The following is a 22095-nucleotide window of genomic DNA, read 5'->3' as shown; positions in this document are numbered from 1 at the left end:
CGTTCTCGGTTCTCGTGCGGCGTGCGGGAAGCGCTTTCTCCGGGTGCATGGTTGTGCGAGGTCGTGCTGCTGTGGGTCAGCCGGCGTACGGGTCCTGCACCGTGCCCGGGCGGGCCAGGAACTCGAAGTCGCAGCCGGTGTCGGCCTGGGTGATCTGTTCGTTGTAGAGCGCGCCGTAGCCGCGCTCGTACCGGGTGGGCGGCGGCGTCCACTCCGCCCTCCGGCGCACCAACTCCTCGTCGTCCACGTTGAGTTGGAGGGTTCGCGCCGCGACATCGAGGGTGATGGAGTCGCCGGTCCTGACCAGGGCCAGCGGTCCGCCGATGTACGACTCGGGCGCCACGTGCAGCACGCACGCGCCGTAACTCGTACCGCTCATCCGGGCGTCGGAGATCCGCACCATGTCCCGTACGCCCTGCTTCAGCAGGTGGTCGGGGATGGGGAGCATGCCGTACTCGGGCATGCCCGGACCGCCCTTGGGCCCGGCGTTGCGCAGCACCAGCACGCTGTCCGCCGTGATGTTCAGGGACGGGTCGTTGATGGTCCGCTGCATCTGCTTGTAGTCGTCGAAGACGACCGCGGGACCGGTGTGCTTGAGCAGGTGCGGTTCGGCGGCGATGTGCTTGATGACGGCGCCGTCCGGGCAGAGGTTGCCGCGCAGCACGGCGACCCCGCCCTCGCTCGCGACCGGGTTGTCGCGGGGCCGGATGACGTCGTCGTTGTGGACCTGGGCGCCTTCCAGTTGTTCGCGCAGGGTGTCGTACGAGACGGTCGGCCGGTCCAGGTGGAGCAGGTCCGGGATCCGGGAGAGGAACCCGGGCAGGCCGCCGGCGAAGTGGAAGTCCTCCATGAGGTACGTCTGTCCGCCGGGCCGTACGTTGGCGAGCACCGGCACGGTGCGGGCGATGCGGTCGAAGTCGTCGAGGGTGAGCCTGACGCCCGCCCGGCCCGCCATGGCGATGAGGTGGATGACGGCGTTGGTGGAGCCGCCGAGGCCCAGGACGGTGGTGACGGCGTCCTCGAAGGCGTCGCGGGTGAGGATGTCGTTCAGCGTGCGGTCCTGGTGGACGAGTTCGACGATCCGCAGGCCCGCCGCGGCGGCCATCCGGTCGTGCCCGGAGTCCACGGCGGGGATGCTGGACGCGCCCGGCACGGTCACGCCGAGCGCCTCCGCGGCGGCGGTGAGGGTGGATGCCGTACCCATCGTCATGCAGTGACCGGGCGAGCGGGCCAGCCCGCTCTCCAGCTCGGCCATCTCACAGTCGCCGATCAGGCCGGCCCGCTTGTCGTCCCAGTACTTCCACATGTCGGTGCCGGAACCCAGCACCTCGTTGCGCCAGTGGCCGGGCAGCATGGGCCCGGCGGGCACGAAGACCGTCGGCAGGTCCACCGAGGCGGCGCCCATGAGCAGCGCGGGTGTCGACTTGTCACAACCGCCCATCAGTACCGCCCCGTCGACCGGGTACGACCGCAGCAGCTCCTCGGTCTCCATGGCGAGGAGGTTGCGGTAGAGCATCGGGGTCGGCTTCTGGAAGGTCTCGCTGAGCGTGGAGACCGGGAACTCGAGCGGGAAGCCCCCGGCCTGCCACACCCCGCGCTTCACAGCCTGAGCGCGGTCTCGGAGATGCACATGGCAGGGATTGATGTCGGACCAGGTGTTGAGGATCGCGATGACGGGCTTGCCCAGGTGCTCCTCGGGCAGGTAGCCGAGCTGGCGGGTGCGGGCGCGGTGGCTGAAGGACCGCAGGCCGTCGGTGCCGTACCACTGGTGGCTTCTGAGCTCTTCGGGACGCTTCCTGTCGGTCATATCGACCACCCGGCGGCGATGGCGGCGACCTCGGCGCGCTCGCTCTCGGGCAGCGGCTTGCTCGGCGGGCGGACCTCGCGGCGGCACAGCCCGAGGGAGGCGAGGGCCTCCTTGACGACGGTGACGTTGTTGGCGGAACCGTTCGCGGCACGCAGTTCCTCGAAGCGGCGGATCTGTTCCCAGACCTTCATCGCGGCCGGGTAGTCGCCGGATCGAAGCGCCTCGATCATGTTCAGCGAAACGGACGGGGCGACGTTCACCAGGCCGGAGGTGAAGCCGGTGGCGCCCGCGGAGAAGTAGGAGGGGGCGTACGGCTCGGCGAGGCCGGCCACCCACACGAAGCGGTCCAGTCCCGCGTCCCGGGCGAAGGCGGCGAACCTCGCCGCGTCCGGGACGGCGTACTTGACGCCGATGACATTGGGGCAGGCGTCGGCGAGTTCGGCGAGGCGGGCGCCGTGCAGCTGGGCGTTGCGGATGTACGGGACGACGCCCAGCTCGGGGACGGCCTCGGCGATCGCGCGGTGGTAGTCGACCCAGCCGCTCTGCGAGACGTAGGGATGGACGGGCTGATGGACCATCACCATCTGGGCGCCCCGCTCCCGGGCGTACCGGGCGGTGGCGACGGCGGTGGGCACGTCGTGGCCGACGCCGACCAGGATCACCGCGCGGTCACCGGCCTCGTCGATGGTCAACTCGGTGACCAGTTGGCGCTCTTGGGGTGTCAGGGCGTAGAACTCGCCGGTGTTGCCGTTGGGGGTGAGGGTCCTGATCCCACCGTCGAGCAGACGACGCAGCAGGGCCCGGTGGGCGTCCGGGTCGACGGAGCCGTCCTCGGCGAACGGGGTCACCGGGATCGCCACCACGTCGGCCAGCGCCGCCCGCTGGGTCTCGAACGTCGTTGTCATTCCTGACCGTCCTCTCCCTGGGCCTCGGTCTCCGCTTGGGGGAAGGCCCGCTCGACGAACGACGCGATGTGCGCGTGGAGGGCGCGCGCGGCGCCGTCGGCGTCCCCGTCCAGGGCCAGGCGCAGGATCTCGCGGTGCTCAGTGGCCTCCCGCTCCCAGGACGGGTCGGCGGCCCAGGCGACGGCGGAGACGAGGGCCGCCTGGTCGCGGACCTCGTCGAGCATCCGGCCGAGCAGGGGGTTGCCGCAGGGCACGTACAGGGCGCGGTGGAACTCCCGGTTGGCCAGCGACCGTTCGGCGGTGTCGGTGGCATCGTCGGCCCGGGTCAGCGCGTCGCGCGCGGCGTCGAGGGAGGCTCCGCGCCGGACGGAGCGCCGCAGGGCCTCCGGCTCCAGCAGCAGCCGCACGTCGTAGACCTCGCGTGCCATGTCCGCGTCCACCATGCGGACGGTGACGCCCTTGTACTGGCTCATCACCACCAGCCCGGTCCCGGCGAGCGTCTTGAGCGCCTCCCGCACCGGGGTCTTCGACACCCCGAACTGCGCGGCGAGCTCGGTCTCCACCAGGGCCTGACCAGGCGTCAGCTGCCCGGTGAGGATGCGGCGTTTGATCTCCTCCAGCACGTACTGCGTGCGGGAGGGGATCGGCGTGGGCACAGAGGTCATGCGCGCCTCTCGGATCTCGCGTCTCGTATGGATCGCGTATCGGATCTCGCGTATCGCGTCTCATATATGACGTACGAAGTACGACGCGTTGAAGGTAGGAGCGCGTCTGTGTTTCGTCAATGCTTCTGACAAAAGAAGTGGAAGTTGCTGTGCCGCCGCGACGCCGCCGTCAGATCCGGTGGACGGCGCCCTCCCGGGCCGTGCCGGTGGGCCCGCCGAAGGCCGCGGCGGCGCGGGCGGTCGCCGCTTCGGGGGTGAGCGTGGGTCCGACGTGCGTGACGAGCAACTCCCGTACACCTGCCGCGCGGGCGGTCGCGCCGGCGTCCTCGGGGGTCAGATGAACCTGTTCGCCTTCGCGATGCTCGTCGATGTCCGCCTCGCACAGGAAGAGGTCTGCGTCCCGGGCGAGTTCACCGAGTCCGGCGCACGGGCCGCTGTCCCCGGAGTAGGCGAACACCCGACCGTCGTAGGTGACTCGCAGCCCGTAGGCCTCGACGTCGTGCGCGACGGCACGGGAGGTGAGGTGGAGCTCGCCGTACTGGGCGGTGTGCCCGTCGTGCAGCGGCCGGAAGTCGAAGACGCGCTCAGGAAGGCGGTGTCGGTGCGCCCGAAGAACCCGGCGAGACGCCGGGCGCAGTCGCGTGGGGCGTGGACGGGGATGGGCGCGGGCGGGGTGAGACCGCCGTACGCGAGGCCGTAGAAGGCGGACAGCAGGTCCGCGTTGTGGTCGGCATGGAGATGCGAGACCCAGATGGCGCTCAGCCGCGCGGGATCCGTGTGCTGCTGCAACGCGGCGAAGGTCCCGGGCCCGGCGTCCACCCACACCTCAGCACCGGCACCGCGCACCAGATACCCCGAGCAGGGCCGACGGGGCTGCGGGTGCGGGGAGGCGGTGCCGAGGACGGTGAGCGCGAAGGACATGCGAGGAGCGTACGCACACCACGGACACGCCGACCGCGGCCCCCGTCCGCCCGCTCACCGCGCATACGTCCACCCCGAACCCGGCCGCCCCACTGACCATCCACGCGTCGCCCCTGGCCCGGTCTGCGCGTCCCCGCCGGTCCCGTCCGCCCACGGTTCACCGCGCACTCACCCACCTCGGGCCCGTCCGCCCCGCGTCCACCCCGGACCCAGCCACCTCCCGCTCACCGCCCGCGAGTCACCCTGGTCCCGTCGGCTCGGCATCACCGTCCGCGCGTCCCCGCCAGTCCCGTCCGCCCCCGCTCCCCGCGCACTCACCCACCTCGGGTCCCGTCCCCTTGGCGGCGTCACCGTCCGCGCGTCCTCGCGCTGGGGGGCCGCCCGATCGGCCTCAACGTCCGCCTAGCGACCCGGGCCCCCCTCGCCCGGCCTCACCGCCCCCGCGCCCACACCCGGCGCCCGCCCGCTCGACCTCAACGTGCGCCCAGCAACCAGGGTCCGCCTCGCTCACGTCACCGCCCACGCGTCCACACCCGGGACCCCGCCCGTTCGACCGCACCATCCGCGCCACAACCCACGCACCCGCCCGCTCAAGCACACCATCCGCGCCACAACCCACGCACCCGCCCGCTCAAGCACACCACCCGCGCCACAACCCACGCACCCGCCCGCTCAAGCACACCACCCGCGCCACAACCCACGCCCCCGCCCGCTCAAGCACACCACCCGCGCCACAACCCACGCCCCCGCCCGCTCAAGCACACCACCCGCGCCACAACCCACGCACCCGCCCGCTCAAGCACACCACCCGCGCCACAACCCACGCACCCGCCCGCTCAAGCACACCACCCGCGCCACAACCCACGCACCCGCCCGCTCAAGCACACCACCCGCGCCACAACCCACGCCCGCTCAGCCTCATGCCCCGCGCCTCCACCCCGGATCCCGCCCGCTCAACCCCACCGCCCGGTCCAGCAGGGGCGCATCCTCCGGGACCGTGATGATCGGGCCGAAGAGGGTGTCGTCGCGGATGGGTTCGTCGGCCGCCGCGAGGAGGAAGTCGTAGGACGAGCGCAGTGCAGCCGGGTCGGGGTCGTACGGCTGGCCGGTCGCGCGGGCGAGGTCCCAGGCGTGGATCACCAGCTCGTTGATCGCGACCGCCCCCGCGACCGCCCCGGGCAGGTCCACGCCGCCCGCGCGGGTCATGCCGGTCCAGGCGGCGGGGTCGCGCCAGGTGTCGGCGAGTTCGTCGAGGACCTTGGGCAGCTCCTCGCGCCAGCCGGGGCCGATGTCCGGCACGGTCTCGTCCGGGCTGGTGTCGGTCGTCGGGCCGAGGGCCTTGCGGCCGGCGTCCCGGAAGGCGACGGTCAGCCCCACCAGGTGACCCAGCAGGTTGCGCACCGCCATCCGCGGGCAGGGCGTCGGGTCCGCGAGCTGCTCGTCGGTCACCCCGGCGGCGATGTGCGCGACGATCCGGGTCTGGGGGCCGAAGTCGAAGGGGGTCGGGTCGGTGGTCGTCATCGGTACTCCTCAGGTATGGCGTCTTGGGAGGTAGACCGACAGCGGCGCCGGAAGTCATCGGTCGTCCGTGCCGTTTTCTACGGCACCTGCCCGATCCGTTCCGCCATGCCTTAGACCCACGATCACCAGGCATGACCGGCATGGATGACAGCACCGCCCGCCCGACCGGCGGCCCAACCCCGCCCCAGCCCCGCCCCGCCCTCCCCCGCATCCTGCGCAACCGCACCGCCACCCTCTACCTCACCGGCACAGTGATCTCCGGCCTCGGCACCTCCGCCCTGTGGCTGGCCACCGGCGTCTGGGTCAAGGACCTCACCGGCTCCGACGGCCTCGCCGCGCTGACCCTGCTCGCCATGTGGGCGCCCACCCTCGCCGGTCCCCTCCTCGGCACCCTGGCCGACCGCGTCCGCCGCAAGCCCCTGCTGGTCGGCACGAACCTGCTGATGGCGGCGCTCCTGCCCACCCTCCTCACGGTGGACTCCCCGGGTGACGTGTGGCTGCTGTTCGCGGTCCTGTCCGTGTACGGCGCGGCGGGCGTCGTCCAGGACGCCGCCGAGTCGGCACTCGTCGCCACCGCGCTCGACCCCGACCTGCTCGGCGACTTCAACGGCCTGCGCATGACCGTCACCGAGGGCATGAAGCTGATCGCCCCGCTGGCCGGAGCGGGCGTCTACGCGGCGTACGGCGGGCCCAGCGTGGCCCTGCTGGACGCGGCCACCTTCGTGCTCGCCACGGGCCTGTACGCCGCTCTGCGCGTCCGGGAGCGCCCGCCCACCGGTGGCCGACGCGCACGCACGTCCGAGGGCGTCCGCCACCTCTGGACCCACCCGCGCCTGCGTCCCCTCGTCCTCACCGGCGGCACCACCATGCTCTTCGCCGGTGTCAACGGCGCCCTGCTGTACGCCGTCGTCGAGCGCCTGGGCCACGCCCCGGAGTACGCCGGTGTCCTCGCCGCCCTCCAGGGCCTCGGGTCGGTCGCGGTCGGCCTGGCCTCCGGCCCCGCCCTGCGCCGGCTGGGCGGGCGCCGGTTCGCGGCGGCCGGGGTCGCGCTCACCGGCGCCGCGGTGGCGCTGCGGGCGGTGCCGTACGACCCGGCGGCCTGGGCGGGCAGCGTGGCGATCGGCGCCGGGCTGCCCTGTGTGCTGATCGCCGCCCTGACCGCCGTACAGCACGGCACACCGGACGCCCTCCTGGGCCGTACCGCCGCCACGGCGAGCACCCTGATGTTCGCGCCGAACGTGCTGGGCCTTGCCGTGGGGGCCGCCCTGGTCGAACTGCTCCCCCACCAGCCGCTGCTCGTGCTGCTGGGCGCGGCCCTGCTCCTGACGCCGCTTCAGCTGCCGTTCAGCGCCGCCCGCACCGCCGCCAGGTCGCCGTCCGACGCCAACCCGGCGTGATACAGCCGCAGTTCCGTGGCACCGAGGGCACGCGCGCGTGCGGCGTCCGCGGCCAGGGTGCCGGGGCGGCCGCCCATCCCGGAGACCACGGTGAAGTTGGCGGCGAGCACGGCACCGTCCCGGCCCTGTTCGGCGAACGGCGTCAGCAGGCCCGCCCCTCCCGTGCACGGCACGACCACGCCGTCCGCGACGGACAGGATGTGCGCCGGGTCCACGCCCGCGTTGGCGCCGCAGTGGTACGACACCGGGTCCGCGTGCAGCAGGACCTGGAAGCCGTCGGGTGCGGCGGCGCGGACGGCCGCGACCGCCGCCTCCTGAAGGGTGCGTGCGGTCGCGTCGCGCCACGCGCGCGTGACGGTCGCCTTGGTCTCGCCGAGCAGCTTCTCGACGCCCGCCCAGCCCCCGTCCGAGGGCGCCCCCTGCCACACCGGTTCCAGTGCGATGCGCACGGCGTCCGCCAGTTCGTCGGGATCGAGGCCCTGTGCGGCGTAGCCCGCCCGGCAGTCGGGGCAGAAGCACAGCGACATCAGGTACTGCCCGGCATCCCCGAGGCCGACGCCCGCGGTCTTGTCGTGGGCGTGCAGATGGGCGAGGCCGTACCAGCCGAGGGACTCCAGCTCGGTGCCGCGCGCGCCGGGCCGTACGGCGGCCTCGGCGGCCAGTTCCACGAGGTACGCGCGCGTGGCGGGCTGTGCGATGCAGGGCGCCCAGGGGTAGCGGTCGCCGTAGGCGTTGACGACGGAGGTGTCCGGGTGCTCGGCGCCGAGGCGGGAGTTGTGCGCGAGGACCACCCAGGTGTGCACCTCCAGGCCGGCGTCCGCGAGGGCGGCCGCCGCCTCGCCGTACGCGTCGCCGGGCGCCCAGTCCCCGGCCGGGTACGGGCGCAGGGGGCGGCCGTCCCAGCGGGCGTCCGTGGGGTAGAGCACGGCGGCGTGTTCGGCGGTGACGATGCGGTGGCGGGGGTGGCGGGGGGTGAGGGCGCGCGTGGAGTGGTAGGCGGCGGCGAGCGTCACCTGTTCCACGCCGAGCGCGGCGATCCGTTCCGGTGCCTCCGGGTCCCCGTTGACGTCCCAGGGGTAGACGAACGCCGACGCCTTCACGCGTCCTCCTCCAGCAGCGCGTACCCACGCTCGATCACCTGAGCGAGCTGTTTGACATGATCCTCGCTCGGTTCGTGCAGCGGGGACCGTACTTCGCCGACATCGAGCCCGCGCAGCCGTACGCCCGCCTTGACGAGGGAGACGGCGTAGCCGCGGCCCTGGGCGCGCAGTTCGACGAACGGCCGGTAGAAGCCGTCGAGCAGGCGGCGGACGGTGCGGTCGTCGCCGGAGTTCAGGGCGGTGTGGAAGGCGAGGGCGATCTCGGGGGCGAAGCAGAACACGGCCGAGGAGTAGAGCGGGACGCCGATGGCGTGGTAGGCGAGCTGGGTCTGCTCGGCGGTCGGCAGTCCGTTGAAGTAGAGGAAGTCGCCGGGGACTTCGGTGCGTACGGCGCTCACGATCCGCTGCATGAGGTCCAGGTCGCCGAGGCCGTCCTTGAGGCCGATGATCCCGTCCGTGCGGGCGAGGTCGACGACGGTCTCGGGGGTGAAGACGGCGTTGTCGCGCTGGTAGACGACGACGGGCAGGGCGGTGGCCGACGCGAGCTGCCGGTAGTGCCGCAGCAGGCCCTCCTGCCCGGCGAGCACGAGGTACGGCGGCATGGCGAGCAGCCCGTCCGCCCCGGCCCGTTCGGCGAGCCGTGCGTACCGTACGGCGAGGGCGGTCCCGTATCCGGCGCCCGCGACCACCGGCACGCGCCCCGCCGCCTCCTCCACCGCCGCCCGGACGCAGGCCTCGAACTCCTCCGGTGTGAGCGCGTGGAACTCGCCGGTGCCGCAGCACGCGAAGACGGCGGCCGCCCCGGCGTCGACCCCGCGGCGGACGTGGGCCCGGTAGGCGTCGAGGTGCAGGGAGCCGTCGGGCCCGTAGGCGGTGACCGGGAAGAACAGCGGCCCGCTGGGGACGCTGAGGCGGGCGGCGAGCGGAGCTGGCGTCACGGGCTCTCCAAGGTCCATACTCATGTTCTGCGTCCACATTCCTGAACGCACTCACGCTAAGGTGAGCTCCCGGGAGGGGTCAACCCGGTCAACCCCCAGTACACCAGCGGATTTCCCTACCTCGGCGCGCCCCTTGACTGGCACGGTCTCGCTCCTTAGCGTGTCCACGAATGTGAATGCCGTGCATACATACGGCCGTTCACCCAAGGAGACCCCGCAAGGAGACCCGAGGATGCCCGCTCCCCGCACCGTTCTGCTCACCGGCGCCGCCGGCGGGCTCGGCACCCTGATGCGGGACCTGCTCCCGGCGCACGGGTACGCGCTGCGCCTGCTCGACCTGCGCCCCATCGAGGGCTCACCGGACGCGATCACCGCGGACCTCACCGACCGGGCGGCCCTGCGCGAGGCCGTGCGGGGCGTCGACGCGATCATCCACCTCGCGGGCATCTCCTTGGAAGCCCCCTTCGAGAAGATCCTCAAGGCGAACATCGAGGGCACGTACAACCTGTACGAGGCCGCCCGCGAGGAGGGCATCGGCCGCATCGTCTTCGCCTCCTCCAACCACGCGGTGGGCTACACCCCACGCCCCCAGGGCGACACCCCTCTCGACGAGAGCGCGCTGATCCCGGTCGACACCCCGCACCGCCCGGACACCTTCTACGGCCTGTCCAAGTCCTTCGGCGAGGACCTCGCGCAGTTCTACTGGGACAAGTACGGCATGGAGACCGTCTCCGTCCGCATCGGCTCCTGCTTCCCGGAGCCGACCAGCGTGCGCATGCTCTCGGTGTGGATGAGCCCCGCCGACGGCGCCCGCCTCTTCCACGCGGCCCTGACCGCCGAGAACGTCGGGCACACGGTCGTCTACGGCTCGTCCGCGAACACGCGCCTGTGGTGGGACCTGTCCACCGCGCGGGCGCTCGGCTACGCACCGCAGGACGACTCGGAGCCGTACGCCGAGAAGCTGATCGCCGAGCAGGGCGAGCTGGACCCGGCCAATCCGGCCCACGCCTGCCTGGGCGGCCACTTCGTGAACGACCCGCCGATCTGGCCGTACTGATTCGGCCAGGACGGCGCACAGCGAGCGCCTGGCGGGAGCGGGCGGGCACCGAACGGGCCCGCCCGCTCCCGCATTCGGGCATCCGCGCTGCCCGTTCTCACGCCGCCGCCCTCGGACGCGCAGGTCCGAGACGGGCAGGCGCCGCGGCAAACGGTCACAAACGGGCAGTATCGGATCGGCAACAGGCCTGTTCAGTCCCGCAGCACCGCTGTAGAACTTCCCCCACGGGCTCCCCCGAGCCCGAACGGGCAGTACCGGTTCGAACGCCTCCCGACGATCGAGCCATGCACACAGCACGGAAGCGGGTGTCGACAATGACGACGGCGAGGGCGGCGCAGACCGCCGAGGAGCGCCAGCGCGAGATCGTGCGGGTCGCGCGTGCCACCGGCTCGGTCGACGTCACCGCGCTGGCCACCGAGCTCGGCGTGGCGAAGGAGACCGTCCGGCGGGACCTGCGCGTGCTGGAGGACCACGGCCTGCTCCGCCGCACCCACGGCGGCGCCTACCCCGTGGAGAGCGCCGGCTTCGAGACGACACTCGCCTTCCGCGCCACCAGCCACGTGCCCGAGAAGCGCCGGATCGCGGCCGCGGCGGCCGAGCTGCTCGGGGACGCCGAGACGGTCTTCGTCGACGAGGGCTTCACCCCACAGCTCGTCGCCGAGGCCCTGCCCAGGGACCGGCCCCTCACCGTGGTCACCGCGTCCCTGCCGGTCGCGGGCTCGCTCGCCGAGGCCGAGAACATCTCGGTCCTGCTGCTCGGCGGCCGGGTCCGCTCGGGCACGCTGGCGACCGTCGACCACTGGACGACGAAGATGCTCGCCGGCTTCGTCATCGACCTGGCGTTCATCGGCGCCAACGGCATCTCCCGCGAACACGGCCTGACGACCCCCGACCCAGCGGTCAGCGAGGTCAAGTCGCAGGCGATCCGGTCCGCGCGACGCACGGTGTTCGCCGGCGTGCACACCAAGTTCGGAGCGGTCAGCTTCTGCCGGTTCGCCGAGGTCGGCGCCCTGGAGGCGATCGTGACGAGCACCCTGCTCCCCGCGGCCGAGGCCCACCGCTACTCACTGCTGGGCCCGCAGGTCGTCCGCGTCTGACCTCGGGTCCGCCGCCCCCACCTCCCCACGCACCGCCCCACGCACCGCATTCGAAGATCCCCCGTCCGACCGACCCACCTGCAGGGCACCTCCATCCCATAGCAGTCCTCTTTGCCCCCAAATGTTCAGGAGAGCCGCATGCGAACCCAGAGCCGAAGCACGCCACGCAGACTGCTTGCCGTGGCCGCCGTAGGAACGCTGATCAGTTCACTCGCCGCCTGCGCGGGCGCCGGCGGGTCCGGATCCTCCGACGGCGAGTCCCTCAACGTCCTGATGGTGAACAACCCGCAGATGGTGGAGCTGCAGAAGCTCACCGCCGACCACTTCACCAAGGACACCGGGATCGCGGTGAACTTCACCGTCCTGCCCGAGAACGACGTCCGGGACAAGATCAGCCAGGACTTCGCCAACCAGGCGGGCCAGTACGACGTCGCCACCCTCAGCAACTACGAGATCCCGATCTACGCCAAGAACGGCTGGCTCCACTCCCTGGACGAGTACGTCAAGAGCGACACCGCCTTCGACCAGGACGACATCCTCACGCCGATGACACAGGCCCTCACCGCGGAGGACGGCAAGCTCTACGGCGAGCCCTTCTACGGCGAGTCCTCCTTCCTGATGTACCGCAAGGACGTCTTCGAGAAGGCGGGCCTGACCATGCCCGACAAGCCCACCTGGCAGCAGGTCGCCGACCTCGCCGCCAAGGTGGACGGGGCCGAGGCAGGCATGAAGGGCATCTGTCTGCGCGGCCTGCCCGGCTGGGGCGAGGTCATGGCGCCCCTGACCACGGTCGTCAACACCTTCGGCGGCACCTGGTTCGACGAGGACTGGAACGCGCGGCTGGACTCCAAGGAGTTCAAGGACGCCACCCAGTTCTACGTCGACCTGGTCCGCGAGCACGGCGAGGCGGGCGCCGCGCAGTCCGGCTACGCCGAGTGCCTGAACAACATGACCCAGGGCAAGACGGCCATGTGGTACGACGCCACGGCCGGCGCCGGCTCCCTGGAGGCCTCCGGCTCCCCGGTCAAGGGCAAGATCGGCTACGTTCCGGCGCCGGTCGAGAAGACCGACAGCTCGGGCTGGCTCTACACCTGGGCGTGGGGCGTCCAGAAGGCGTCCAAGAACGCCGAGAACGCCTGGAAGTTCATCTCCTGGGCCTCCGGCAAGGACTACGAGAAGCTCGTCGGCGAAGAGGTCGGCTGGGCCAACGTGCCGGCCGGCAAGCGCGCGTCGACCTATGACGTCCCGGAGTACCGCGAGGAGGCGGCCGCCTTCGCGGACGTCACCCGGGACGCCATCGCGAACGCCAAGCCCGAGGACCCGGGCGTGCAGCCCCGGCCCGCGCCCGGCATCCAGTTCGTCGGCATCCCCGAGTTCACCGACCTGGGCACCAAGGTCTCCCAGGAGATCAGCGCCGCGATAGCCGGCCGGCAGTCCGTGGACAGCGCGCTGAGCAAGTCGCAGAAGCTCGCCGAGGCCGTCGGAAAGAAGTACCAGTCATCATGACCGTCACGACTCCCCCCACCCGGGTCGCCGCCGCCCCCGCGCGGCCGGCGGCCCGGCGGCCGAACCGTATGCGCGCGTGGGCCACCCGCGCCCCGCTGCTGCCCGCGCTGATCTTCATGATCGTCGTGACGCAGCTGCCCTTCGTGGCCACCCTGGTGATCTCGTTCTTCGACTGGAACGCCCTCTACCCGGACCAGCGCCACTTCGCCGGCTTCGCCAACTACGCGGAGGTGCTGAGCACGCCCGCACTGCGCAAGTCGGTGTGGACGACGGTCCTGCTGACGGTCACGGTCGTGCTCGTCAGCCTGGTCCTGGGCCTGGTGCTGGCACTGCTCCTCGACCGGAGGTTCCGTGGCCGGGCCGTCGTGCGCACGATGCTCATCGCCCCGTTCCTGCTGGTGCCGATCGCGGCCGCGCTGCTGTGGAAGCACGTGCTGTTCAACCCCGAGTACGGCCTGTTCAACGGCATCCTGCACTGGATCGGAGGGGACGGGGCGGTACAGCCGGACTGGATCTCCGAGATGCCGCTGATGGCGGTCGAGGCCTCGCTGATCTGGCAGTGGACGCCGTTCATGACGCTGATCCTGCTCGCCGGGCTGCAGAGCCGTGACCCGCAGCTGCTCGAGGCGGCCCGGGTGGACGGCGCCAACGACTGGCAGGTGTTCGTCCACATGACGCTGCCGCACATGCGCCGCTACATCGAACTGAGCGTGCTGCTCGGCTCGATCTACATCGTGCAGAACTTCGACGCGGTGTACACCATCACCTCCGGCGGCCTGGGCACCGCGAACCTGCCGTACACCATCTACCAGACCTTCTACCAGGCACACGAGAACGGCCTCGCCTCGGCGGCCGGGGTCATCGTCGTCATCGGCTCGCTCGTCCTCGCGACCTTCGCCCTGCGTGTCGTGTCGTCCCTGTTCCGTGCGGAGGTGTCCCGCTGATGACCGCCACGCTCACCACCGCCGCCCCGCGACCGTCCCGGGCCCGCGCCCGGCTTCAGGGCGCCGCCCTGGGGATCACGGCCTGGCTGGCCGGAATCCTCTTCGTACTCCCCATCCTCTGGATGGTCCTGACGTCCTTCCACTCCGAGGCGGACGCGGCGACCAACCCGCCCTCCGTCGCCGCCTCGCTCACCCTGGACAGCTACCGGCAGTTCTTCGGCGTGGGCGGCGGCGCCAGCCCCTGGCCCTCGCTGATCAACTCGGCGACGGCCTCGGTGGCCTCCACGCTGCTGACGCTCCTCCTCGCGCTGCCCGCCGCGTACGCCCTGTCCATCCGCCCGGTGAAGAAGTGGACGGATGTCCTGTTCTTCTTCCTCTCCACCAAGATGCTGCCGCTGGTCGCCGGCCTGCTGCCGATCTACCTCTTCGCGAAGAACGCCGGCCTGCTCGACAACATCTGGGCGCTGGTCGTCCTCTACACGGCCATGAACCTGCCGATCGCGGTGTGGATGATGCAGTCCTTCCTCTCCGAGGTGCCCGTCGCGATCATCGAGGCCGCGCAGATCGACGGCGCGCGACTGCCGACGATCCTGTGGCGCGTGGTCGCCCCCATCGCCCTGCCGGGCATCGCGGCGACATCCCTGATCTGCTTCATCTTCAGCTGGAACGAGCTGCTGTTCGCCAGGGTGCTCAGCGGCGTGGTCGCCGAGACCGCCCCCGTCTTCCTGACCGGCTTCATCACCAGCCAGGGCCTGTTCCTGGCCAAGGTGTGCGCCGCGTCGCTCGTCATCTCCCTGCCGGTGCTCGCCGCGGGGTTCGCCGCCCAGGACAAGCTGGTCCAGGGTCTGTCGTTGGGAGCCGTGAAATGAAGGCCGCCGTCATCGAGTCCGTGGGCAGGGCCGTCGTCGCCGAGGTACCGGACCCGACGCCGGGACCGCGCGACGTCGTGGTCGAGGTCGCGGCGTGCGGCCTGTGCGGCACGGACCTGCACATCCTGCAGGGCGAGTTCGCACCGAAGCTGCCGATCGTGCCCGGTCACGAGTTCGCGGGCGAGGTGGTGGCCGTGGGCACCCAGGTCACCGAGGTGTCGCCCGGCGACCACGTGGCCGTCGACCCGTCGCTGTACTGCTACGAGTGCCGCCACTGCCGTACCGGCCACAACAACCTCTGCGAACGCTGGGCCGCGATCGGCGTGACGACGGCGGGCGGCGCCGCCCAGTACGCGGTGGCGCCGGTGGCGAACTGCGTCAGGCTCCCCGAGCACATCCGCACCCAGGACGCGGCACTGGTCGAGCCGCTGTCCTGCGCGGTACGCGGTTACGACGTCCTGCAGTCCCGCCTGGGCGCCCACGTCCTGATCTACGGCTCGGGCACGATGGGCCTGATGATGCTGGAGCTGGCCAAGCGCACGGGCGCGGCGAGCGTGGACGTGGTGGACGTGAACCCCGCGCGGCTGGAAACGGCCCGCAAGCTGGGCGTGTCGGCGTCGGCGGCCAACGCCGACGAACTGGACCGCCCGCAGGGCTGGGACGTGGTGGTGGACGCGACCGGGAACGCGGCGGCGATCCAGGACGGCCTGGACCGGGTCGCGAAGGCGGGCACGTTCCTCCAGTTCGGTGTGGCGGACTACGCGACGCGCGTGACGATCGATCCGTACCGCATCTACAACCAGGAGATCACCATCACCGGCTCGATGGCGGTCCTGCACAGCTTCGAACGCGCGGCGGAGCTGTTCGCGGGCGGTGTCCTGGACCCCGAGATCTTCATCAGCGACCGCCTGCCCTTGACCAGCTATCCGCAGGCCCTGGAGCAGTTCGCGTCCGGTGTCGGCAGGAAGATCGTCGTGGTGCCATGAGGTTTTCCTCGCCCTAAGGGGGCTCTGCCCCCTGGACCCCGCTCCTCAAACGCCGGAGGGCCGAGACACCCAGCCCGTCCGGCGTTTGAGGACGAGGCCGTTCAGGCCGAAGGGAGTCTGGGGGCGCAGCCCCCAGCAGGGGTCGAAGGGGACGGAGTCCCCTGGGGATGGGACGGGTAGGGGCGGCGGGGGCGAAAACCATCGGCCCGCCCCGACCCGCCGGTGACCCGATCGGCCGCCCGGTAAGGGAACGGTAAAGCGGCCCCGGTCGTTCACGGGGCATGACAGCTATGACCCCCGGCTCGAACATCCCTCTTTCCACCGCCCGCGTGACGGTGGACGTCGCCGCCCCGGTGCGGCTCGACGTATCGGGCCTGCTGCTCACCGCCGACGGCAAGGTGCGCTCCGACGACGACTTCATCTTCTACAACCAGCCCTCCGGCCCGGGCGTGACCTACCGCTCGGGCGGCGGCACCGCCCCGGATGCCATCACGGTCGACACCACCGCCCTCCCCCCGGGCATCGAGAAGATCGTCGTCACCGCGAGCCCGGACGCCGCCGGCCAGACCTTCCAGGGCATCGAACCGACGGCCACGATCCGCAACGCGGACGACAACAGCGTCCTGGCCACGTTCACGCCCCCGCAGCTCGGCACGGAGACGGCACTGGTGGTCGTCGAGATCTACCTGCGCAACGGCGCCTGGAAGGCCCGCGCGGTCGGCCAGGGCTACGCCAACGGCCTGGCCGGCATCGCCACGGACTTCGGCGTGACGGTGGAGGAACCGGCCGCCCCGGCCGCCCCGGCCCAGCCGGTCACCCCGCCCCCGGCGCCGATGCAGCCCCCGGTGGCCCCGCCCGCCCCGACCATGAGCCCCCACCTCACCACGCCCGCGCCCGCCGCACCCCCGGCGGCCCCGCCGGTCCCCGCCGCCGCCCCCGGTGCCGGGAAGATCAACCTCGACAAGGGCCGGGTCAGCCTCCAGAAGAACCAGACCGTCTCCCTGGTCAAGGGCGGCCGCCCGCTGCTCTCCCAGGTCAAGATGGGCCTCGGCTGGGAGCCCGCGTACCGCGGCCGGGACATCGACCTGGACGCCTCGGTCATCGCGTACGGCCCGCAGCGCAACCACATCGACAGCTGCTACTTCGGCAAGCTCCAGATCGTGAACGGCGCGATCCGCCACTCCGGCGACAACCTCACCGGCGAGGGCGGCGGCGACGACGAGGTGATCACCGTCGACCTCGGCCGCATCCCGCAGGAGGTCACCGGCCTGGTCTTCACGGTCAACTCGTTCTCCGGCCAGAAGTTCACCGAGGTCGCCAAGGCCTACTGCCGCCTGATCGACGCGGGCAGCGGCGAGGAACTCGTCCGCTTCGACCTCACCAACGCCGAGCCGCAGACCGGCGTGATGATGGCCAAGCTGATCCGCCAGTACTCGGGCGAGTGGGAGATGACGGCCATGGGCGACTTCGTCAAGGCCCGCACGGTCCGCAACATGGTCAAGCCGGCGGCGCAGTCGCTGTAAGGAGACGCCGGTCGGAGCAGCGTCCGAGCGCCGTGCCAACCCGAGGTTCCGCGTCCTCAGGGTGGGCACGGCGCACTCTTGCGTTGCTCGCCCTGGCCCTGGCCGACGCGGAGAAGGCGGGCGCGACGAACGTCGAGTTCCTCAGGGGCGCCGTCGGGGCGGGACGCCGCTCACCGCACCGCCCGCAGTCCCTCCGTCAGCAGGGACAGATACCGCCGGATGTCCCTGCCCTCCCCGTCCGCCAGCTCCGACGCCGTCGCCACCCCGTGCGTCAGCCGGAGGATCTCGATCGGCTCGACGTCCGCCCGGAGGCTGCCGTCCGCCTGCGCCGCCCGCACGAGTCGCTCCGCCGCTCGCCTGAGGCTGGTCCCGCAGGCGGTGGCCACGGCCGAGTCGTCGTCGGTGACGGCCGAACCCAGCAGCGACTTCAGGCCACGGACCTGGATCATGCCCAGGCCCAGTTCATTGAGCCACTCCACCAGCGCCTCACCCGGCGGCAGCTCCCGCGCGATCACGTCGGCGCGCAGCGCGAGCGCCTCGATCCGATCGAGGTAGGCGGCCTCCAACAGCGCCCGGCGTGTGGGGAAGTGCCGGTAGAGCGTGCCGGACCCGACCCCCGCCCGCTTGGCGATGTCATCGAGCGACGCGCCCTCCCCATGCTCGGCGAAGGCCTCCACCGCCGCCTTCAGCAACCGCTCATAGTTGCGCCGAGCGTCCGCACGCATGGGCTTGACCTGCGCCATCCAGCAACTCCTCGCATACCGGAGACTCTCCCCGCATGCTACGTCGCACTACTCCTGTTCCATGTAGTGCGCCAACAGCCCCATGCAGGCGAACACCCCCAGCCCCACGGCGATGCCCCAGGCGAGTCTCCCGGTGATGCGCTCGGTGAGGGTCGACGACATCTTCTCGTGCCCGTTGGCCCGGCTGATGCTCTCGACCGTCCGCTGCACCTCCCGCCGGTCCGCCTCGCTCAGCTCGCCGAAGGACTCGAAGAAGCCGCAGTAGAGGACCTCACCCGTCTTGTCGTCGAGGATGAGCGCCGAGTCCGGGGCGTCCGCGTTCTGCTTGCACGCCTTGCCGGGCTGCGAGTAGTGCACCCGGTACGGCGAGTTGGGCTCCTTGACCGCCTGGTACACCACGAGGCTGACCACCCCGACGACGACGGCCGGCACACCGACGCAGAACGCGACGAAGGCGACCATGGCGACGCCCAGCCCGGCGTTTCCGGGCGGCAGTTCGGACCGGTCCGGCATGCCTGTCACCTCTCCCCCTCGGGTGCTGCCCACGGACGGTCTACCCGCCGCCCGTGGGCCTCATCCGGCGCGTGGCCCTCAACCGACCGCCACCCACGGCCAGTCGGCGTCCCGCGCTGCCTCCAGCAGCAGCACCATCCGGAACGCCGCGTCCGACAGCCCGCCGAACGTGTGCCTGTTGCCCTTCCCGGACGGCCCGTGGCCCGCCCGGTACCCGGCCAGGTTCCAGGTGTAGACCGGAATGTGCGCCGGGACCTGCTCGGTCGGGTCGCCGTGGCGGCTGGAGGCGTACTGCTCGTCGGTGACGATCAGCACCCGGTCGTGCTTGCGGTAGTGCCGGCGTACCGCCTCGGTGGTGTCGGTGCCGCCCAGGTCGCCGAACCGCTCCAGCACCTTGAGCACCGACTCCCCCTTGCGGAACGGCACCGGGTTGCTGCTCGTGCCGAACTCGACGAGATCCGCGTCCGCCGCCCGCAGCGCGAGCGCCGTGCCGAAGATCGCCGCCGCGTCGGCCCGGTTGAGCTCCGACCGGTCGGACAGCCGCGAGTAGAACATCGAACCCGAGCGGTCGACGAGCACCAGCGTCCGGCCGGGCAGCGCGGGCACGTTGGCCAGCGCGTGGCCGAGCGCCTGCTCCAGCGGGTACGACCAGCGCAGCGACGGTGCGTGCTGGTACGCGGCGAGGTACCGGAACGGGAACTGCTGCGAACGCGCCACCTCCGCCGGGTCGCTGATCTTCGCCGCGACCCGTGCGGCCACCTCGTCCGAGACACCGGCCTCGTCGAAATTCCTCAGGTTGCGAACGAGCGCCATCGAACCCATGGACGGAATCACGGCCTCCCAGGCCGCCTTGTCCATCGGCCCCTGCAGCCAGCCCGCCAGCGCCTCCCAGGTCATCCCGGCCGCCGCGAGCCGCTCTGCGCCGCCCTCGGACGTGACCACCGCGCGCCGCTCCTCGACCGGCAGCGCCATCAGCTCGCGGTGCGCGACCAGCGTACGGTTCGACGCGGGCGGTACGGCCGTGTCCGGGTTGTACCGGCGGTCCAGGGCGTACTGGAACAGCTCGCCCTGCCACGGCTTGGCCGGGTCCGGCGCCGCGTGCACCAGGTTGAGGATGTCGCCGAAGCGGTAGCCCTTGGACGCGGTGTCGTACTTCAGCAGCGACTTGCCGCTGTAGAGACGTCGTACGGCGTCGGCGATGCCGCGCTTGACGGGCTTGGGGACGGCACGGCCGTACACCGACGTCCAGTACGCGAGCAGCTCACCGGGCTCGTCGGGGCGCTGGAGCACGGAGTCGACGACCTGACGGTTCGACGGGCCCTCGGTCGCACCGGCCTCCAGTCGCGCCTTCACGTACTCGGCCGCGCCCACGATCGATGCCGTACGGAGGTTGCCCGCGCCGCGCAGCCAGCCGAGCAGGCCGGCGGTCCACTCGGGGTCCGTGACGGCGAGCTCGCGTACGAGCGTCGCGAACCGGTCGTCGCGGTCGGCACCGGTCTCGTAGAAGGTCTGCTGCGAGACGAAGTGGGAGACGGACAGCAGGAAAAGCTCGGAGCGCGCCTCGCGCTCACGGCCCCGGCCGCCCTGGAAGGTACGCAGGACACGCCCCGTCGACGTCACCCGCGAGGTCGGCTGCGCCTTGGCGGCCTTGGTGTTGAATCGCGCCATGGTGAATTCCCCCGAATTCTTTCCGTGTTTCGGAGGGATGCGCAGCGAAAGGAGGTGTGCCCGAGATCGAAATCGGCGACGGTGCTCATACCCTGGCGCGTCTGCCCATTCCGCCACATCGACCCTGAGTCGATGACGGGATTCGAACCCGCACGGTCTCCCACCAGGTCCCGGAAGTATCCGCTGCCTGCGCACCGGGCACCCACCACAAGCTGCGCCTCCCGAGATCAAACCGGCGGCGGCATGGATTCTTTTCAGAGAAGTAGCCGCCGCCTTCGCACCGGGAGGTGCGTGACGTTGTGATTTCACTGTAGGAGGCGCAGCGCGGGCCCGGCGAGTGAATTAATCAGCGCCGCTGGCGCTTCCAGGGGCCGGTGATGGCCAGCAGAATGCCGGGCTCCTGGATGTTCGCGTACAGCGTCCTCCCGTCGGGCGAGAAGGTGACGCCGGTGAACTCGCTGTACTCGGGCTCCTCTTCGGTGCCGATGTTCAGGTCGTTGCGGGCGATGGGGTAGGTACGGCCGCTGTCGGTGGCGCCGAACAGGTGCTGGATGCCGTCGCCGTCCTCGGCGATGACCAGGCCGCCGTACGGGGAGACGGTGATGTTGTCGGGGCCGTCGAAGGCGCCATCCGCCGACGGATCTGCCGGGTCGGGGTTGACGCCGAGCAGGACCTTCAGCGTCAGCGTGCGGCGCTTGGGGTCGTAGAACCAGACCTGGCCGTCGTGCTGGACGGGGCTCTCCTCACGGGCGTACGAGGAGACGATGTACGCGCCGCCGTCGCCCCACCACATGCCCTCCAGCTTGCGGGCACGGGTGATCTCGCCCTCGCCGAACTGCTCCCGCACGGAGACCGTCCTGGCGTCGCGGTCCGGGACGTCGACCCAGTCGACGCCGTAGACGGTGCCGACCTTGGTGGCGCGGGAGAGGTCGTCGACGAAGTGGCCGCCGGAGTTGAAGCACTTGGGCGCCTGCAGGACACCGGCGTCGTCGGCGAGGGTGCGGAGCTTGCCGTGGCCGTACTCGAAGCCCTTCGGCGGGGTCCAGCGGTAGAACAGGCCGTTGGGCTCGTCGGCGTCCTCGGTGAGGTAGGCGTGGCCGCGCTTGGGGTCGATGACGACGGCCTCGTGGTCGTACCGGCCGAAGAACTTCAGCGGCTTGGGGTCGCGGTTGGCGCGCCGGTCGCAGGGGTCGACCTCGAAGACGTAGCCGTGATCCTTGGTCATGCCGTTCTCGCCGGCCCGGTCGGAGTTCTCCTCGCAGGTCAGCCAGGTGCCCCAGGGGGTGGAGCCGCCGGCGCAGTTGTTGGCGGTGCCGGCGATGCCGACCCACTCGGCGACCCGGCCGTCGCGGCGCACCTCGACGACCGTGCAGCCGCCGGGGGCGGCGGGGTCGTAGACGAGACCGTCGATGAGCGGTACGGGGTACTCCTGTTCGTCGCGCGGGCCGTCCATCTCGTGGTTGTTGACCAGGAGGGTGGTGCCGCGCGGGCCGGGGAAGGTCGCGGTGCCGTCATGCTCGGCGGGAGTGAACTCGCCCGACTCCAGCCTGGTCCTGCCCGCGTAGGTGAGGATCTGGTACGAGAAGCCGGCGGGCAGCGCGAGGATACCGTCGGGGTCGGGGACGAGCGGGCCGTATCCGACGCCGCCGTGCTGGGCCGCGGACTCCTCGCCCGTGGTCTCCGTCTCGGTGGACGCGAGGGCGCCGGGGGCGCTGGCGAGCGCGCCGACGCTGCCCGCGAGTGCGACACCGGCGCCGGTGATCGCGGTGGTCCTGGCGAAGTCCCTGCGAGTGAGCGACATGCTGTCTCCTGTGACGGGGCGAGTGCCGTGGAGGGTGGCGGACCTCGGGTCGGCGCAACGCTGTCGCCCGCCCGTGAACCCCACTTGAACACCGAGCGACACCGCAGGGCTCGCTTCCATGAATCCGTACGCCC

At 71.5% G+C, this 22095-nt stretch carries 18 protein-coding genes and 1 pseudogene; 8 read left to right on the top strand and 11 right to left on the bottom strand.

Translation table 11 applies throughout. The features are described 5' to 3' along the window. Positions 1-76: 76 nt before the first annotated feature. The 5 genes and pseudogenes from araD to HJD23_RS32870 form a co-directional block, all read right to left on the bottom strand. Positions 77-1807, bottom strand: a complete 1731-nt coding sequence (gene araD, locus HJD23_RS32890; RefSeq protein WP_171108894.1) for an L-arabinonate dehydratase — start codon at positions 1805-1807, stop codon at positions 77-79. After that, complete coding sequence (locus HJD23_RS32885; protein ID WP_171108896.1) at positions 1804-2712, bottom strand: dihydrodipicolinate synthase family protein; 909 nt, start codon at positions 2710-2712, stop codon at positions 1804-1806. The genes araD and HJD23_RS32885 overlap by 4 nt, the downstream gene beginning before the upstream one ends. Continuing rightward, positions 2709-3377 carry a GntR family transcriptional regulator gene (locus tag HJD23_RS32880; protein WP_171108899.1) on the bottom strand — a complete coding sequence of 223 codons (669 nt, stop codon included), beginning with the start codon at positions 3375-3377 and terminating at the stop codon, positions 2709-2711. Before HJD23_RS32880 ends, HJD23_RS32885 begins: the two co-directional genes overlap by 4 nt. A 169-nt stretch (positions 3378-3546) precedes the next feature. After that, positions 3547-4298, bottom strand: a pseudogene (locus HJD23_RS32875) (MBL fold metallo-hydrolase). Positions 4299-5216: 918 nt separating this feature from the next. After that, positions 5217-5819, bottom strand: a complete 603-nt coding sequence (locus HJD23_RS32870; RefSeq protein ID WP_171108901.1) for a TIGR03086 family metal-binding protein — start codon at positions 5817-5819, stop codon at positions 5217-5219. 140 nt (positions 5820-5959) lie between these two features. Here HJD23_RS32870 and HJD23_RS32865 point away from each other — a divergent pair, with 140 nt between their 5' ends. Further along, positions 5960-7216 carry an MFS transporter gene (locus HJD23_RS32865; protein ID WP_171111459.1) on the top strand — a complete coding sequence of 419 codons (1257 nt, stop codon included), beginning with the start codon at positions 5960-5962 and terminating at the stop codon, positions 7214-7216. On the opposite strand, the gene HJD23_RS32860 is transcribed toward HJD23_RS32865, so the two are convergent. Together HJD23_RS32860 and HJD23_RS32855 are read right to left on the bottom strand one after the other, a co-directional pair. After that, positions 7153-8316, bottom strand: a complete 1164-nt coding sequence (locus tag HJD23_RS32860; protein WP_171108903.1) for a hypothetical protein — start codon at positions 8314-8316, stop codon at positions 7153-7155. The two genes, HJD23_RS32865 and HJD23_RS32860, sit on opposite strands and share 64 nt — an antisense overlap. Next, entirely contained in the window at positions 8313-9254 is a 942-nt protein-coding gene (locus HJD23_RS32855) for a 5-dehydro-4-deoxyglucarate dehydratase (protein ID WP_171108905.1), read from the bottom strand. The genes HJD23_RS32860 and HJD23_RS32855 overlap by 4 nt, the downstream gene beginning before the upstream one ends. 232 nt (positions 9255-9486) lie before the next feature. On the opposite strand from HJD23_RS32855, the gene HJD23_RS32850 reads away from it, so the two are divergent. From HJD23_RS32850 to HJD23_RS32820, 7 genes are all read left to right on the top strand, one after another. Beyond that, a complete protein-coding gene (locus HJD23_RS32850) occupies positions 9487-10311 on the top strand; it encodes an NAD(P)-dependent oxidoreductase (RefSeq protein WP_171108907.1) in 825 nt (274 codons plus the stop codon). Between the two features lie 284 nt (positions 10312-10595). Beyond that, positions 10596-11408 (top strand): DeoR/GlpR family DNA-binding transcription regulator, encoded by an 813-nt coding sequence (locus tag HJD23_RS32845; RefSeq protein ID WP_232108215.1) that lies wholly within the window; start codon positions 10596-10598, stop codon positions 11406-11408. 138 nt (positions 11409-11546) lie between these two features. Then, positions 11547-12914, top strand: a complete 1368-nt coding sequence (locus HJD23_RS32840) for a sugar ABC transporter substrate-binding protein (protein ID WP_171108909.1) — start codon at positions 11547-11549, stop codon at positions 12912-12914. Then, on the top strand, positions 12911-13858 hold the full coding sequence (locus HJD23_RS32835; RefSeq protein WP_171108911.1) for a sugar ABC transporter permease: 948 nt from the start codon (positions 12911-12913) through the stop codon (positions 13856-13858). Before HJD23_RS32840 ends, HJD23_RS32835 begins: the two co-directional genes overlap by 4 nt. Further along, a complete protein-coding gene (locus HJD23_RS32830) occupies positions 13858-14727 on the top strand; it encodes a carbohydrate ABC transporter permease (protein WP_171108913.1) in 870 nt (289 codons plus the stop codon). Before HJD23_RS32835 ends, HJD23_RS32830 begins: the two co-directional genes overlap by 1 nt. After that, entirely contained in the window at positions 14724-15713 is a 990-nt protein-coding gene (locus HJD23_RS32825) for a zinc-dependent alcohol dehydrogenase family protein (protein WP_171108915.1), read from the top strand. Before HJD23_RS32830 ends, HJD23_RS32825 begins: the two co-directional genes overlap by 4 nt. Positions 15714-16003: 290 nt before the next feature. Beyond that, the gene (locus HJD23_RS32820) at positions 16004-17236 is read left to right on the top strand and encodes a TerD family protein (protein WP_171111463.1); all 1233 of its coding nucleotides are present in this window, start codon (positions 16004-16006) and stop codon (positions 17234-17236) included. Positions 17237-17406: 170 nt separating this feature from the next. On the opposite strand, the gene HJD23_RS32815 is transcribed toward HJD23_RS32820, so the two are convergent. From HJD23_RS32815 to HJD23_RS32800, 4 genes are all read right to left on the bottom strand, one after another. Beyond that, positions 17407-17979 (bottom strand): TetR/AcrR family transcriptional regulator, encoded by a 573-nt coding sequence (locus HJD23_RS32815; RefSeq protein WP_171108917.1) that lies wholly within the window; start codon positions 17977-17979, stop codon positions 17407-17409. Between the two features lie 48 nt (positions 17980-18027). Beyond that, on the bottom strand, positions 18028-18492 hold the full coding sequence (locus HJD23_RS32810; RefSeq protein WP_171108920.1) for a hypothetical protein: 465 nt from the start codon (positions 18490-18492) through the stop codon (positions 18028-18030). Between the two features lie 78 nt (positions 18493-18570). Beyond that, entirely contained in the window at positions 18571-20160 is a 1590-nt protein-coding gene (locus HJD23_RS32805) for a TROVE domain-containing protein (protein WP_171108921.1), read from the bottom strand. Positions 20161-20506: 346 nt separating this feature from the next. Further along, positions 20507-21961 carry an alkaline phosphatase PhoX gene (locus HJD23_RS32800; protein ID WP_171108923.1) on the bottom strand — a complete coding sequence of 485 codons (1455 nt, stop codon included), beginning with the start codon at positions 21959-21961 and terminating at the stop codon, positions 20507-20509. Positions 21962-22095: the final 134 nt, after the last annotated feature.

This window comes from Streptomyces sp. Z423-1, from assembly GCF_013009255.1.
Classification (GTDB): domain Bacteria; phylum Actinomycetota; class Actinomycetes; order Streptomycetales; family Streptomycetaceae; genus Streptomyces; species Streptomyces gossypiisoli.
This window is presented reverse-complemented; position numbering and strand designations above follow the sequence as displayed.

Coding starts and splice junctions, on each gene's coding strand:
- araD (WP_171108894.1), bottom strand. CDS start 1,807: ATGACCGACAGGAAGCGTCCCGAAGAGCTCAGAAGCCACCAGTGGTAC.
- HJD23_RS32885 (WP_171108896.1), bottom strand. CDS start 2,712: ATGACAACGACGTTCGAGACCCAGCGGGCGGCGCTGGCCGACGTGGTG.
- HJD23_RS32880 (WP_171108899.1), bottom strand. CDS start 3,377: ATGACCTCTGTGCCCACGCCGATCCCCTCCCGCACGCAGTACGTGCTG.
- HJD23_RS32870 (WP_171108901.1), bottom strand. CDS start 5,819: ATGACGACCACCGACCCGACCCCCTTCGACTTCGGCCCCCAGACCCGG.
- HJD23_RS32865 (WP_171111459.1), top strand. CDS start 5,960: ATGGATGACAGCACCGCCCGCCCGACCGGCGGCCCAACCCCGCCCCAG.
- HJD23_RS32850 (WP_171108907.1), top strand. CDS start 9,487: ATGCCCGCTCCCCGCACCGTTCTGCTCACCGGCGCCGCCGGCGGGCTC.
- HJD23_RS32845 (WP_232108215.1), top strand. CDS start 10,596: ATGCACACAGCACGGAAGCGGGTGTCGACAATGACGACGGCGAGGGCG.
- HJD23_RS32840 (WP_171108909.1), top strand. CDS start 11,547: ATGCGAACCCAGAGCCGAAGCACGCCACGCAGACTGCTTGCCGTGGCC.
- HJD23_RS32835 (WP_171108911.1), top strand. CDS start 12,911: ATGACCGTCACGACTCCCCCCACCCGGGTCGCCGCCGCCCCCGCGCGG.
- HJD23_RS32830 (WP_171108913.1), top strand. CDS start 13,858: ATGACCGCCACGCTCACCACCGCCGCCCCGCGACCGTCCCGGGCCCGC.
- HJD23_RS32825 (WP_171108915.1), top strand. CDS start 14,724: ATGAAGGCCGCCGTCATCGAGTCCGTGGGCAGGGCCGTCGTCGCCGAG.
- HJD23_RS32820 (WP_171111463.1), top strand. CDS start 16,004: ATGACCCCCGGCTCGAACATCCCTCTTTCCACCGCCCGCGTGACGGTG.
- HJD23_RS32815 (WP_171108917.1), bottom strand. CDS start 17,979: ATGGCGCAGGTCAAGCCCATGCGTGCGGACGCTCGGCGCAACTATGAG.
- HJD23_RS32810 (WP_171108920.1), bottom strand. CDS start 18,492: ATGCCGGACCGGTCCGAACTGCCGCCCGGAAACGCCGGGCTGGGCGTC.
- HJD23_RS32805 (WP_171108921.1), bottom strand. CDS start 20,160: ATGGCGCGATTCAACACCAAGGCCGCCAAGGCGCAGCCGACCTCGCGG.
- HJD23_RS32800 (WP_171108923.1), bottom strand. CDS start 21,961: ATGTCGCTCACTCGCAGGGACTTCGCCAGGACCACCGCGATCACCGGC.